The following is a 13458-nucleotide window of genomic DNA, read 5'->3' on the forward strand; positions in this document are numbered from 1 at the left end:
AAGTCGCCGGGGTTCCTGGGTGGGTGATCATGCGATTTCTCCTCGGGGCGGAAAGAAAGGGAGCGGATAGGAAGGGACGGGGCGGGGGGGGCGCCCGTGGCGGCGGGGCCGGTGTCCGCGGCGGTCACTGCGCGGGTTCCGGCGGTGCGTGGGCCGAGGCCCGGGTCAGCTTGCGGGTCGCGTGGATGAGGAGCGTCAGGGCCGCCACACCGCAGGTGAGCGCGGGGACGCTCCCGGCGCCCCAGGTGGTGACGAGGGTCTCGACGGGGGTGGCGAGGAAGCCCAGACCCGGGAGGCGGGCGGCGAAGACCGTGGCGAGGGCGGCCGCCTCGACCGTGGCCGCGGCGGTGAGGACCACGGCGGGGGCGTAGGTGAAGCCGTGCGTGGTGAGGAGGCGGGCCAGGAACAGGAGGGAGCCCAGGGCCAGGACCTGCGCGAGGGCCGCGGGCTCGTCGAGGAGTGCAGCGCAGAGGGTGAGCAGGCCCGCCAGGGCGCCCAGGAACAGGGCGAACGTGCCGAGCAGGAGGGGGCGTACGGCGGCGGCGAAGTCCTCCAGACCGCGACTGGCCCCGAGTCGGCGACGGGTGCGCACGGTGAAGAGGTGAGCGGTCCAGACGGCGGGCGCGCAGGCCAGGGCGAGGGCCAGGACCGGGGCGGCGGTGAGGGGCCAGGGGCCGTCGGCCGTGCCGGTGGGCAGGGCGTCGGGGCCTCCGGCGAGGGCGCTGTCGAGCAGGCCGTTGCCGAGAACGGAGTAGGCGATGAGCCACACGGTCCAGGGGGCGGTCCGGCCGGAGGCCGCTCCGGGCCGCGCACCGGGCCGGTCCGCATCGGTTCTGCCGAGGGGGCCACGGCGCAGGGCGGCGCGGAGTGCCAGGGCCACGGCGAGGGCACCGGCTGTGGCCGCGAGCAGGCGTGACTGCCCGTGGGTGAGGTGCACGGCGGTCACGGCGGCGGCGCACAGCGCACCGGGCAGCAGGCTCAGAATTGCCCAGCCGGCGCGCACCCGGGGCGTGACGGGTGGGGCGGGCAGGGGCGTGTCCCCGTCCCGGGAGACGCGCGCGTACATCTCCTCGGCGAGGGAGAAGACGTCCCGGTGGCGGAAGCGGGCGGCGGTCCGGTCGGTGATGCCGTGCGCCTCCAGTCCCGCGGCGATCTCAAGGGGGTCCACCGCGCGTTCGCAGAGCTCCCGATGACGGTGCATCAGCGCTTTCACCGGGTCGGCAGCGCCCCGGCGCGGGGCGGACGCCTTGCGGTCGGAGGCCGATTCCTCCGTCCCGCGCACCTTGAGGTCGGCCGCCGGCTCCCCCGTCCCGGACACCCTGCGGCCGGAAGCCGATTCCCGTGCCCCGGACACCCTGGGGTCGGCCGCCGGCTTCCGGTTTCCGCGCACCTTGAGGTCTGCGGACGCGTCAGAGGCTGTCGGGTCGGTGACGGCCGAGTGCGCCGAGTGCGCCGGGGCCGATTCCGTGGTGGCCGAGTCCGTGATCGTCGTGGCCGATTCCTTCTCGGGGTGGACATTCCGTGCGCCGGAGCTGGTCGGGGCTCCCGGACGGTCCAGTTCGTCCAAGTCGCTCATCGGGCGCCCTCCGGGGCGTGGAGCGGCGTGGTCGCGCGTACGGGCCTGCTCGCAGCCCAGCCGGGGCCGCTGCGGGCGGCGAGGTCGGGCGACGCGGCGGTCCAGCGGACGGACACATGTGCTTCGGCGGGGACCGCGAAAGGCAGCGGCTCTCCCGCTCCGTCGAGGAGGGCCCGGCGGACCGGCGCCCGGGAGACGATCTCCAGATAAATGCTGTGAAATGCCTCGATGTTCTGCTCGACCGTGAACAGTTCGAGGGCCCGGGCGCGAGCGGCGGCTCCCAGGCGCGCACGCCGCTCGGGGTCACGCAGCAGTGCCACGCACGCCTCGGCGAGCGCCCGCGGGTTGCGCGGCGGTACGACGAGACCGGTGCCTCCGATGACCTCCACGACCGCGCCGACGTCCGTCGACACTGTCGCCCGACCACAGAGCATGGCCTCCACGAGGCCGACGGGGAAACCTTCGACGACGCTGGAGAGGACAGTCACGGCGCCCGAGGCGTAGGCGTCGGCGACGGCCGGGAGTTCCGGACCGCCGGTCTCCTCGAAGGACACCGGGTTGTCCCCGGCGGTGTGCGGGCCCTCGGCCTCGTCGGGGAAGAGCTGGGCGGCCAGCGTCCTGCAGTGGCCGAGGTAGGCGGCGCCTTCGGGGCCTGCGGGCGCGCCGACGATGCGCAGGCGGGCCCTCGGCGCCTGCTTGCGGACCTCCGCGAAAGCGTGCAGCAGCGAGACCAGGTCCTTGGCGGGCTCGACGCGGCCGACCCACACGAGCGTGTCGGGGTCGGCGCAGTCCGGGGACTCGCCCACCTCTGCGAAGGGCCGGGCGTTCATGCCGGGGTAGACCGTGCGGAGCTTCTCGCGCTCGGCACCGCAGCGCTCCTGCCAGCGGCGGGCGTGGGTGTTGCCGGCGGTGACGACCTCGGCCTGCCGGTAGGCCTCGGCCGCGAGTCGGCCCTGGAAGGCCGCCAGCAGGGACCGTACGGCGGGTGGGGCGTCCGGGGCGGTGAGGTAGTGCGTCCGCAGGCGCACGCCGTACTCGGTGACCATCAAGGGCACACCGGTGAAGTGCCGGGCGAGCAGGCCGGGCAGGGCGGCCGTGCCGCCGGACGCGGCGTGGCAGAGGTCGACCGCACCGAGCCCGTCGTCCTCGTACCAGTCGAGGGAGAGGGGGCGCAGGGCGCGTTCCAGGTGTGCGGCGACGGTGAGCAGATCCGGGACGCGCGCCTCACGGGCCGTGCGGTGGGCGCCAGGTGCGCGACAGGCGCGTTCCAGGGTGCGCACGGCGGCCTCCGACCGGAGGGCTCCTGTCAGTCCGCCCTCCTCGCGAGCGAGTTCGGCAAGCCCGTACAGAGCATTGGCGAAACGGTCCGCCTCCAAGGTCGGAGCACCTCCGGTAGCACTGGAGGCACTGGAGGCATCGGAAGCCCTGGAGGTACTCCCGGAGATCCCCGCAGCAGCACGGAAAGCACCCGCGGCAGCACCGGAAACACCGGAAGCACCTCTCGACGAAGCCTCCGGCGCCCCGCACAGTACGGCGGCCAGTTCCCCGAAGCACTCGGCGAACCGCCGGCGTGCGCGGCGCCCGAGCGCCACCTCGTCGTCCTCCGCCATCCAGAGTGGCGCGGTGCGCACTCTGCGGACGTTCCGCGGCAGCGGGATCCAGCCCTCGTCCTCCTGGTGCTGGCTGCGGCTGAGCGCGTAGACGTCGAACTCGTGCTGGGCGAGTCCGTGCACCAGCCGGTCGCACCAGAGCCTGGCGTCACCGCTCACATACGGATAGCCACCTTCCGTAAGCAGTCCGATGCGCACGAGTGCACCCCCGATCTCCCGTATGGGGAGCCGCCGTTGCCCGGCGGCTCGCAGCGGGACGAACGTATGCGGACAAGGCGGTGGTGCGACGGACGGTTGTCCGTCGCACCACCAAAAGGGGTGAACGGTCGTAACTTTCCCGTGCGGGTCGCGTTCTGTCGCGCTAGGAGATCAAGCGGACACGGATCGTCATGCCGCGGCCAACTCCCGTCGATTCACGAGGACAGCGGCCTGTGACGCCCGTCAGTTCCCGGGGTAGGGCCAGGGGTTGGCGCGGCAGCGGATTCCGTCATGGTCGAGGAACTTGGTCTGCTGCTGCATGACCGGCGCGAGATCGCCGTCCTTGTCGCAGGTGACGTGGTTGTAGCGGAGGCGGTGGCCGACCTCGTGGTTGATCAGCATCTGCCGGTAGGCGTGGATCTTGCTGTCGCCGTAGGTCGGTGAGCCCTGGGCCCACCGGTAGGCGTTGATCATCACGCGTTCGGTCGCGGCCGAGTCGCAGGAGACGTTGTCCTGGGTGGTGTCCAGGCCCGACTTGGCGCACCAGTCGGCGGTCGTACCGGGGCTGGCGAGAGTGATCACGAAGTCGGGCTTGCCGGAGTAGATGCGCTCGAAGGTGCGGGCGCCGTTGTGGGCCCAGCTGCGCTGGTCGTTGAGCGTCTGCTGCACGGCCTCGGCGAACAGTGCGCCGTCGAGCCCGAGTCCCTGCTCCACGTCGACGCGGTAGGTGAACTTCTGCCCGGCACCCGGCGCCTCGGCGATGCCGGGGACGGCGTCGAACCTTCCGGAACCCTTGAGCTTGGCTCCGAGCGGGTACGTCCGGCCCATCTTCTCGTCGTACGTCAGCGGCTTGACCTCGGGGGCGGGTGCCCGGCCGTCCGCGCGCGATGCGGAGTCACGGACGTCGCGGGCCCGGTCGGGTGCGGACTGCGACTGCACGCCGGCGCCGCCGTTGTCGTCGGTGACCTGGCCGGCGACGACGACGGCCAGCACGGTGGTGACGGCCGCGGCCGCGATGCCGGTGAAAGTACGGCCCTTGCCGCCCTTGCCCGGCACGGGCGCGCCGGTGGGCCTCGCGTCGCCCGGCCCGCCGGCCCCGGACCCGGAGTCGGCGGCGCCGCCGACGCTCCAGTCCGTGACGGAGGCGTGGGCGTCCGCAGCGTGCGCGGAGGCGGGCGTGCGGGGCGCGAAGACGTCGTCCTCCTCGTCGACGAAGGCATCGATATAGTCCTGCCGCGGCCCGGGCACTGATGCCCGGCGCTGCCGCGGTATGGGGGCACCGACTTCGGCGGGTGCCCCGCCGTTCCCTCTCAACTCACCCCAGCCGCCTCCGGCTTCGCGCTGCTCCGGATGCCCGCCGCGGGCCTGCGGAAAGCCGTGCGCGGGCGTGCCGTCGGGCAGCCGTGAAACGCCCCGCCCGGGGCTCCCGTCAGCCGGCCTCGCCACACCATGCGCAGGAGTCCCGTCGGGCAACCGCGGAAAACCATGCGCCGGAGTCCCGTCCGGCAACCCCGGAAGATCCCGCGCCGGAGCCCCGTCGGCAAGTCGCGGAACCCCCCGCACCGGCGTGCCGTCCGGCAGGCGCGGGAGGCCCTGGGGCGGTGTGCCGTCCGGGTGCCAGCCGTCGGGGAGGCGCGGCATGCCGGATGGCGGCGGTGCCCCCTCTGCCGCCGCGGTCCGCGGCCCCGGCACCCTGCGCGGGCCCTGCGACGGCCAGCCGCCCTGCGGGGCGCCGGGCGGTGCGGTCCTGGCTCCACGTCCGGCGTCCGGCGCCTGGCCCGGGCCAGGGCCCGGCCTCTGACCCTGCGCGGCCCCGGTCCGGCCGTCCCGTACTGCGGTTGTGTCCGCGCTGTCGCCCTTGGCGACCGGTCCGCGGCGGCTGTGGCGTCCCACGTCGCGCCTCAGCCCCCCATGCTCTCGTCGGTGCCTTCTTCGTCGACGGCGTGGCCCCCGGTGTCCTCCCGGCCGGCCCGCCTCGCTCGCTGCGCGCCCAACTCTCCGGCGTCTTCGAGAAGTTCACGAAACGCCAGAGCCACTGTCTCCGGGTACTCCATCATCGCCACATGGCCCGCGTCGGGCAACGTCACGAGCCGGGAGTCGCGGAAGGCCCGGGCCGCCTTCTGGGCCATGCGGAAGCCGACGAGCTGGTCGCGGCCGCCGTAGACGAGCAGGGTCGGGGCGAGGACCCGTGCGGCCTGGCGCCACAGTCCCTGCTGGCCGCCCAGGGTGTACGCGTTGACGATCCCGCGCGCGGAGCGCGCCATCGCGTCCCAGAAGTACGGCAGCCGCAGCCGCCGTTCCATCTCCTGCACTGCGTTGCGGAATCCTTCCGGCGTCACCCGCCCGGGGTCTCCGTAACACAGCGCCATCACGCCGCGGACGCGCTGCTCCGCGGTCCACTCCCGGGTGAGACGGGTGAAGAGCAGGGCGACTCCGGGCACCGCCAGCAGCCCCGTGGGCACGGCGGCGCGCTGCACTCGGATCTCCGGCAGGGCGGGCGACACAAGCGTGAGCGTACGGACCAGATCTGGCCGGACCGCGGCGACACGTGTGGTGATGGCGCCGCCGAGCGAGTTCCCGAACAGGTGCACGGGGCCGCGCCCGGAGGCGTCGAGGTAACGGATGACGGCGCGCGCGTGGCCCGTGACGGAGTAGTTGCCGTCGTCCGGTGGCGGGGAGTCGCCGAAGCCGGGCAGGTCGAGGGCCTCGCCGTCGACGACGCCGTCCAGCAGCGCCATCAGCGCCGACCAGTTCTGCGAGGAACCGCCGAGCCCGTGCACGTACAGCGCGGGCGGCAGCCCCTCGCGCGCGGGAGGCCTCGACCGGACCGTCAGTGTGACGCCGGGCAGCTCGACCGACCGCAGGCGCTCGCCCTCCGCGACCCGGACGGTCCCCACCTTCGGCAGCACATTGGCGGGCGGCACGAACGGCAGCTCGGTCGAAGACATGCGGCAATGTTACGAGACGATCACGCAGTGACTCATGTGTTCGCCTGTGTTCGCCGTCACAGGATTCGGCCCGTTGCGGGGGCGGAAGACGAGGCACCCGGTCGCCCGCGGGTAACAGTCAACGGAATGCGCACTGTGTCACGTCCCGGACGCGGATCGCATAGCGTCCGGATCGGGTGTCTCCTAGGCTCGTACAGAGGGCACCCGCGTGTGGCCCCTGCATTCCCAGGGACGTTCGTAGGAAGGGAGCCCAACATGGCCGTAGACCCCACCGACCCCGAGACGTTCGAGGCCGAGGACGCGCCGGAGGCACAGGAGTTCGACGTCGAGGCCCCCGAGGTCGACGCGGCCGAGCAGCAGGCGGACATCGCGCCGGACCGCGACGACCCGCTGACCGCCGTCGACCCGGGCCGGGCCAACGAGGCCGACCTGGTGGAGCAGGCCCGGATCGTCTCGCTCGACGAGGACGACTACCGGTGACACTCGCCGCCGACGGGCGACGAGCAGCTCACCCGAACAGGAAAGGGGCAGCATTTTGCCCGCTCTGACCCTGTTTGAAACCTTCGCAACCGCTTTCGCAACCGTCCGGTCCGTGAAATTCTGCGTTCTCACCGCGCACACCACGGTTACCGAAAAGTACGATGGCGACGCGGCCAGATCCGCACATGGACGAACATGGGAGGCGGCGTGACAGCCATCGAGCAGACAGAGGCGGTTCGCCCGCGGGGCACACGCCTGCCGCGCCGTGCCCGACGCAACCAGCTCCTGGGCGCCGCCCAGGAGGTCTTCGTGGCCCAGGGCTACCACGCGGCCGCGATGGACGACATCGCGGAGCGCGCTGGCGTCAGCAAGCCGGTGCTCTACCAGCACTTCCCGGGCAAGCTCGACCTCTATCTCGCGCTGCTGGACCAGCACTGCGAGTCGCTCATCCAGTCCGTACGGCACGCGCTCGCGTCGACGACCGACAACAAGCAGCGCGTCCGGGCGACGATGGACGCCTACTTCGCCTACGTCGAGGACGACGGCGGTGCTTTCCGCCTGGTCTTCGAGTCGGACCTGACGAACGAGCCCGCCGTGCGCGAGCGCGTCGACAAGGTCACGAACGAGTGCGCGGAGGCGATCTGCGACGTCATCGCCGAGGACACCGGTCTGTCGCGCGCGGAGTCGATGCTGCTGGCCTCAGGCCTGGGCGGCCTGGCTCAGGTGGTGGCACGGTCGTGGCTGCACAGCGACCGCAGCGTGCCGCGCGACCAGGCCGTGCAGCTGCTCACGTCGCTGGCGTGGCGCGGTATCGCGGGCTTCCCGCTGCACGGCATGGACCAGCCTCACCACTGACGGGCGCGTTGTTCCCGTCCGGTGTTCGCTCGTGGCGTTCTCGGGCGGAGCATGTATGTCCCCTCACCGGGCTAATGTGTGCTGCGTACGGCGCGGAAGGTCGCGCACATCACTGACCGTCGGAGGGACATAGCCGTGGAGGTCAAGATCGGCGTGCAGCACGCGCCCCGCGAGATCGTTCTGGAGAGCGGTCAGACTGCCGAGGAGGTCGAGCGCGTGGTCGCCGAGGCACTGGCAGGCAAGTCGCAGCTGCTGAGCCTCGTGGACGAGCACGGCCGCAAGCTCCTCGTCCCGGCCGACCGTCTCGCGTACGTCGAGATCGGTGAGCCGGCCCCGCGCAAGGTGGGCTTCGGCGCGCTGTAGGCGCATACGCGGAGGGGGCGGAACGGCTGTCGGCCGTTCCGCCCCCTCCGTATGTGCAGCCGTCCCCCCGTTTGCGCAGCCGCCCCCCGTTTGCATGGCTCTCTCCCGGACACCCCTCCCGCGTGGCCCTCGGCTTCCCCTTGCGGCGCACCGCTCCGTCCACGGATGGCGCACAGGTCGCCCACAGGAGTGGATTGGATTCCGCAGGTCAGGGGTATGACGGGCTACGACGATGTGGGCAGCCGGCCGTGTGGGAGGGACCCCGACATGCTCCTGGAAGCGCTGAGCTCCGCGATCCTCGGCCTGGCTCTGGCGTGGGCGGCCACGCACCGCCTGTCGCACCGTCTCCCGGCGCGCCCCATGGTGCTGTCGACCGGTGTCGCCGGCGCCCTCTTCGGGGCCTTCGTGATGCACAGCGCGCTGGACGCCGGGCACGTGCTGCTCGTGCTGCTCGGTGCGGTGATCGTCTCCGTGGCCTCGCTGTCGCTGCTGCTGCGCCCCGCGGGAAGACTGCGCCGCCGGTCGGCGACCGCCTGAGGGGTCGCCGACGGTGGCGGCGCTGACGACGGCGCGGGCAGGCCGGCCGGGGAGCGTCAGGCGGCCAGACCCAGCGCGGCCATCCGCTTGGTGTGGGCCTCGGTGATCCGGGAGAACATCTTGCCGACCTCGGCGAGGTCGAAGCCGTCCGCTACACCGCCCACCAGCATGGTCGACAGTGCGTCGCGGTCGGCGACCACCCGCTGGGACTGCGACAGGGCCTCCCCCATCAGCCGCCGCGCCCACAGCGCGAGCCGCCCGCCGACGCGCGGGTCGGCGTCGATCGCGGCCCGCACCTTCTCCACGGCGAAGCCGCCGTGCCCCGTGTCGTCGAGCACGGCCAGGACGAGGTTGCGGGAGTCGGAGTCCAGCCGGGCCGCGACCTCCCGGTAGAAGTCGCTGGCGATGGAGTCGCCGACGTAGGCCTTGACGAGGCCCTCCAGCCAGTCCGAGGGGGCCGTCTGCTTGTGGAAGCCGTCGTAGGCGGCGACGAACGGTTCCATCGCCCGCGTCGGCTCCTCCCCGATCTCGGCGAGCCGGTCGCGCAGCCTCTCGAAGTGGTGGAATTCCGCCGAGGCCATCTTCGCCAGCTCCGCCTTGTCCGCCAGTGTCGGCGCCAGCTTGGCGTCCTCCGCGAGCCGCTCGAACGCCGCCAGCTCCCCGTACGCGAGCGCACCGAGCAGGTCCACGACCGCGGCGCGGTACTGCGGGTCGGCGGAGGCCGTGGCCCAGTCCCGGGCGGCGACCGAGGTCGGTTCGGCGGCGGCGGTGTCCGAGGCGTTCTCAGGCTTGTCAGAGCTCGTCATGAAGCGCACAATAGTCTGCCCGCCGGGGGGCGTAAGGCCCTGGTCATTCACTGTGACGACGACTACGTGACCGAATCGGCCATCCCATGTGCGCGATTCCGGGGTATGGTGGTAATGCGCCTGCTGGTACGTCGACGTACCTCGACAGGCCGCACGTATGAGGATGCCCGGTCGGTGGCCCGATCGGCTCCGACCCGACAGCCCTCCCCGGCCGTCCGCTCCAGTGCGTACGAGACCCGGAGGGGGAGACCCTCAGCGGCACGAGCGCTAGAGCGTCGGCGCGGTCCCGTGCTCTACGGCCCGCCCGTAGGCAGCCGACGTCCCCGGCACGGTCTGACACGACCCCGCGCTCGCCTCGCGCCGCCCACACAGAAGAGGCAGCACCCTGACTACGTTCCGAGAGCTCGGAATCCTCCCCGAGACCGCCGAGGCCCTGGAGGCCGTCGGCATCATGACCCCCTTCCCCATCCAGGAGATGACGCTTCCCGTCGCCCTCTCGGGCAAGGACGTCATCGGCCAGGCCAAGACCGGCACCGGCAAGACGCTGGGCTTCGGCCTCCCGCTCCTCGAGCGCGTCACCGTCCCCGCCGACGTCGAGGCCGGGCGCGCCGAGCCCGAGGACCTCACCGACGCCCCGCAGGCACTCATCGTCGTCCCCACGCGCGAGCTGTGCACGCAGGTCACCAACGACCTGCAGACCGCGGGCAAGGCACGCAACGTGCGCGTCCTCGCGATCTACGGTGGCCGGGCCTACGAGCCCCAGGTCGAGGCCCTGAAGAAGGGCATCGACGTGGTCGTCGGTACTCCGGGCCGGCTGCTCGACCTCGCCGGGCAGAAGAAGCTGAACCTGAAGCACGTGAAGTGCCTGGTCCTCGACGAGGCCGACGAGATGCTCGACCTGGGCTTCCTGCCCGACGTCGAGAAGATCATCAACATGCTTCCGGTGCGGCGCCAGACGATGCTGTTCTCGGCCACCATGCCGGGCGCGGTCATCGGACTGGCCCGCCGCTACATGTCGCAGCCCACGCACATCTCCGCCACCTCGCCGGACGACGCGGGCGCGACGGTCGCGAACACGAAGCAGTTCGTCTACCGCGCGCACAACATGGACAAGCCCGAGATGGTGGCGCGCATACTGCAGGCCGACGGCCGGGGACTGGTCATGGTCTTCTGCCGCACCAAGCGCACGGCGGCCGACCTGGCCGACCAGCTCAAGCAGCGCGGCTTCGCCTCCGGCGCGGTCCACGGCGACCTCGGCCAGGGCGCGCGCGAGCAGGCCCTGCGCGCCTTCCGCAACGGCAAGGTGGACGTGCTCGTCTGCACCGACGTCGCCGCCCGCGGCATCGACGTCGAGGGCGTGACTCACGTCATCAACTACCAGTCGCCGGAAGAGGAGAAGACGTACCTGCACCGCATCGGCCGGACCGGCCGCGCGGGCGCGAAGGGTACGGCGATCACCCTGGTCGACTGGGACGACATCCCGCGCTGGCAGCTGATCAACAAGGCGCTGGACCTGGGCTTCAGCGACCCGCCGGAGACGTACTCCACCTCTCCGCACTTCTACACCGACCTCGGCATCCCCGAGGGCACGAAGGGCATCCTGCCGCGCTCGGAGCGTACGCGCGCCGGGCTGGACGCGGAGGAGCTGGAGGACCTGGGCGAGCCGGGAGGCCGCGGGCCGCGCGGTCGCGGCGGCCGGGGTGGCCGCGGCGACCGGGACGAGTCCCGTTCGGCCGACCGCGAGCGCTCCGCGCGTACGCCGCGTCGTCGCCGTCGTACGCGCGGCGGGGCCGCGGTGGACGGTGCTCCGGAGTCCGCCGGCACCACCACGCCCGACACCACGGCCACCGGCGGTGCCGCCGAGGCGGACGCCGTCACGGCTCCGCGCACCCCGCGCCGCCGTCGGCGCACCCGCGGCGGGGCCCAGACCGAGGCGGCCCCGGTCACGGCGGTCGAGTCCACCGTGTCCGAGCAGGCGGAGACCGCCGTCGCGACGGCGGAGGGCACGGCAGCCGAGGCCCCCGAGACGGCCGCGAAGCCGCGCCGGCGTCGTACGCGCCGCTCGGACACGCCCGCGGTGGAGACCGAGGCCCCGGTGACGCCGTCGGCCCCGGAGCAGGTGACCGTCACCGGGGCCCCCGTTGAGGCCGCTCAGCCCGAGGCTGCCGCCACCACGCGGCGCCGCCGCACCCGCAAGGCCACGTCGGCGTCCGCGGCCGAGTCGGCGGTCGACACGGCCGAGGGGACCACCGAAGCCGCTGCGGAGCCGGCGGAGACGAAGCCGCGTCGTACCCGTAAGACGGCCGCGAAGGCCGAGGCGAGCGTCGACACGGCCGAGGCGACCGAGGCCAAGCCGCGCCGCACGCGCAAGACGGCCGCAGCGGCGGAGGACCCCGCCGGGACGGTCGAGGCGAAGCCCCGGCGTACGCGCAAGGCGACGGCAGCGGCGGCCGAGGCCGCCGTCGACACGGCCGAGGCCACGGAGGCCAAGCCGCGCCGCCGCACCCGCAAGACCGCCGAGGCTGCCCAGGCAACCGAGACCACGGCCACCGCCGAGGCTCCGGTGGCTGCCGAGGCCAAGCCGCGCCGCACCCGCAAGGCCGCCGCCCCGGCAGAGGCCGCCGTCGACACGGCCGAAGGCACGGAGGCCAAGCCGCGCCGCGCTCGCAAGACGGCCGCAGTGGCCGTCGCCGAGATCCCGGCGCAGACGGCTCAGGAGCCGGAGGCCGTCGAGGCCAAGCCACGCCGCACGCGCAAGACGGCCGCCGCCGGCCCGGACGGGGAGGCCGCCGAGGCCAAGCCGCGCCGCACGCGGAAGACGGCCGCGACGGCCGAGGCCGCCGTCGACACGGCCGAGGCCACGGAGGCCAAGCCGCGCCGCCGCACCCGCAAGGCCGCCGAGCCCACCGAGATCCCCGCGCAGGCGGATCAGGAGCCGGAGGCCGCCAAGCCGCGTCGTACGCGCAAGGCGACCACGGCCGCCACGGCTGCCGCTGCGGAGGACGCTGCCGAGGCGAAGCCCAGGGCCCGCCGCACCCGCAAGGCCACGGCCGCCGCGGAGCCCACGGAGGGCTGACACACCCCTCTCCGACGGCCCGGCCCCCTCACGGGGAGCCGGGCCGTCGGCTTTCGCCCGGGGCACGGGGGCGATTCCCACCCGCTACCCTCGCCCCGTGACCAGCCACCCCGCCTTCCCCCCTCCCCCGGGCGCCCGCGCCTACCCCCTTAGCACCGCGCGCGGCGAGTTCGCCGTCGTCGACTCCTCGCCGGCGGCGGGTGAGAAGGCCAGGGGGGTCGCCCTGATGCTGCCGGGGTTCACCGGGAGCAAGGAGGACTTCCGGTTGCTCCACGAGCCGCTCGCGCAGCGGGGGTACCGGGCCGTCGCCGTGGACGGGCGCGGGCAGCACGAGTCGGTCGGTCCCCTGGACGACGAATCCGCCTACGCCCAGCGGGAACTGGCGCGGGACGTGCTCGCGCAGGCCGAGGCTCTGGGCGTGCCCGTCCACCTCGTGGGGCACTCACTCGGCGGGCAGATCGCCCGTGCGGCCGTGCTGCTCGACCACTCACCGTTCGTCTCCTTCACCCTGGTCTCGTCCGGCCCGGCGGAGATCTCCGTCTCCCAGCAGCAGCGTGTGAAGCTGCTGCGGGACGCGCTCGCCGTGCTGTCGATGGAGGAGGTGTGGGAGGCCATCCAGGCCATGGGACCTCCGGAGGAGGTCGGCGGGCCCGCCCGCGGTCTCGGTGATCAGGACCAGTTGCGCCGCCGCTGGCTCGGCCACAGCCCCGCACAACTGCTCGCGACCGGTCGTCAGTTGTGCACCGAGCCGGACCGCGTGGCCGAACTCGCCGCCGTCCCGCTGCCGTTCCACGTCCTGTCGGGCGCGCACGACGACACCTGGCCGGTGGCGATCCTGGACGACATGGCCCTGCGGCTGGACGCGCACCGTACGGTCGTCACCGGAGCCGAGCACTCCCCGAACGCCGACCAGCCGCTCCCGACGGCCCACGCCCTCGCCGACTTCTGGGACGGCGTCGGGCCGGGCCGGTCCCCGGCCGCTGCCGGGACGCCCTAGGGGTGCCCGCAA

General features: G+C 73.3%; 11 protein-coding genes. 6 read left to right on the forward strand and 5 right to left on the reverse strand.

All coding sequences use genetic code 11. From position 1 onward, the window contains the following. Nucleotides 1-124: 124 nt before the first annotated feature. From GTY56_RS07905 to GTY56_RS07920, 4 genes are all read right to left on the reverse strand, one after another. Complete coding sequence (locus GTY56_RS07905) at nt 125-1576, reverse strand: hypothetical protein (RefSeq protein ID WP_202509865.1); 1452 nt, start codon at nt 1574-1576, stop codon at nt 125-127. Next, nucleotides 1573-3384: a DUF3492 domain-containing protein gene (locus GTY56_RS07910; protein ID WP_161363875.1), complete on the reverse strand. Its 1812-nt coding sequence runs from the start codon at nt 3382-3384 to the stop codon at nt 1573-1575. The genes GTY56_RS07905 and GTY56_RS07910 overlap by 4 nt, the downstream gene beginning before the upstream one ends. Before the next feature lie 243 nt (nt 3385-3627). After that, a complete protein-coding gene (locus GTY56_RS07915; protein ID WP_161363878.1) occupies nt 3628-5277 on the reverse strand; it encodes a DUF3152 domain-containing protein in 1650 nt (549 codons plus the stop codon). 8 nt (nt 5278-5285) lie between these two features. Continuing rightward, nucleotides 5286-6332 carry an alpha/beta fold hydrolase gene (locus GTY56_RS07920; RefSeq protein ID WP_161363880.1) on the reverse strand — a complete coding sequence of 349 codons (1047 nt, stop codon included), beginning with the start codon at nt 6330-6332 and terminating at the stop codon, nt 5286-5288. A 255-nt stretch (nt 6333-6587) separates the two neighbouring features. Here GTY56_RS07920 and GTY56_RS07925 point away from each other — a divergent pair, with 255 nt between their 5' ends. The 4 genes from GTY56_RS07925 to GTY56_RS07940 all read left to right on the forward strand — a co-directional run bounded on the left by GTY56_RS07925 (nt 6588) and on the right by GTY56_RS07940 (nt 8567). Then, a complete protein-coding gene (locus tag GTY56_RS07925; protein ID WP_161363882.1) occupies nt 6588-6812 on the forward strand; it encodes an Rv3202a family protein in 225 nt (74 codons plus the stop codon). Between the two features lie 207 nt (nt 6813-7019). Further along, a complete protein-coding gene (locus GTY56_RS07930) occupies nt 7020-7667 on the forward strand; it encodes a TetR family transcriptional regulator (RefSeq protein ID WP_161363884.1) in 648 nt (215 codons plus the stop codon). 135 nt (nt 7668-7802) lie between these two features. Then, on the forward strand, nt 7803-8030 hold the full coding sequence (locus GTY56_RS07935; RefSeq protein WP_030854792.1) for a DUF3107 domain-containing protein: 228 nt from the start codon (nt 7803-7805) through the stop codon (nt 8028-8030). Nucleotides 8031-8297: 267 nt separating this feature from the next. Next, complete coding sequence (locus tag GTY56_RS07940) at nt 8298-8567, forward strand: hypothetical protein (RefSeq protein ID WP_033313856.1); 270 nt, start codon at nt 8298-8300, stop codon at nt 8565-8567. Nucleotides 8568-8623: 56 nt separating this feature from the next. Here the strand turns inward: GTY56_RS07940 and GTY56_RS07945 are convergent, their stop codons facing one another. After that, nucleotides 8624-9373, reverse strand: coding sequence for a ferritin-like fold-containing protein (locus tag GTY56_RS07945; protein ID WP_033313892.1), 750 nt, complete (start codon nt 9371-9373; stop codon nt 8624-8626). A 475-nt stretch (nt 9374-9848) separates the two neighbouring features. On the opposite strand from GTY56_RS07945, the gene GTY56_RS07950 reads away from it, so the two are divergent. Next, nucleotides 9849-12449 carry a DEAD/DEAH box helicase gene (locus tag GTY56_RS07950; protein WP_161363925.1) on the forward strand — a complete coding sequence of 867 codons (2601 nt, stop codon included), beginning with the start codon at nt 9849-9851 and terminating at the stop codon, nt 12447-12449. A gap of 97 nt (nt 12450-12546) precedes the next feature. Then, entirely contained in the window at nt 12547-13446 is a 900-nt protein-coding gene (locus tag GTY56_RS07955; protein ID WP_161363886.1) for an alpha/beta fold hydrolase, read from the forward strand. Nucleotides 13447-13458: the final 12 nt, after the last annotated feature.

Source organism: Streptomyces sp. SID5643 (assembly GCF_009872555.1).
GTDB lineage: Bacteria > Actinomycetota > Actinomycetes > Streptomycetales > Streptomycetaceae > Streptomyces > Streptomyces iakyrus.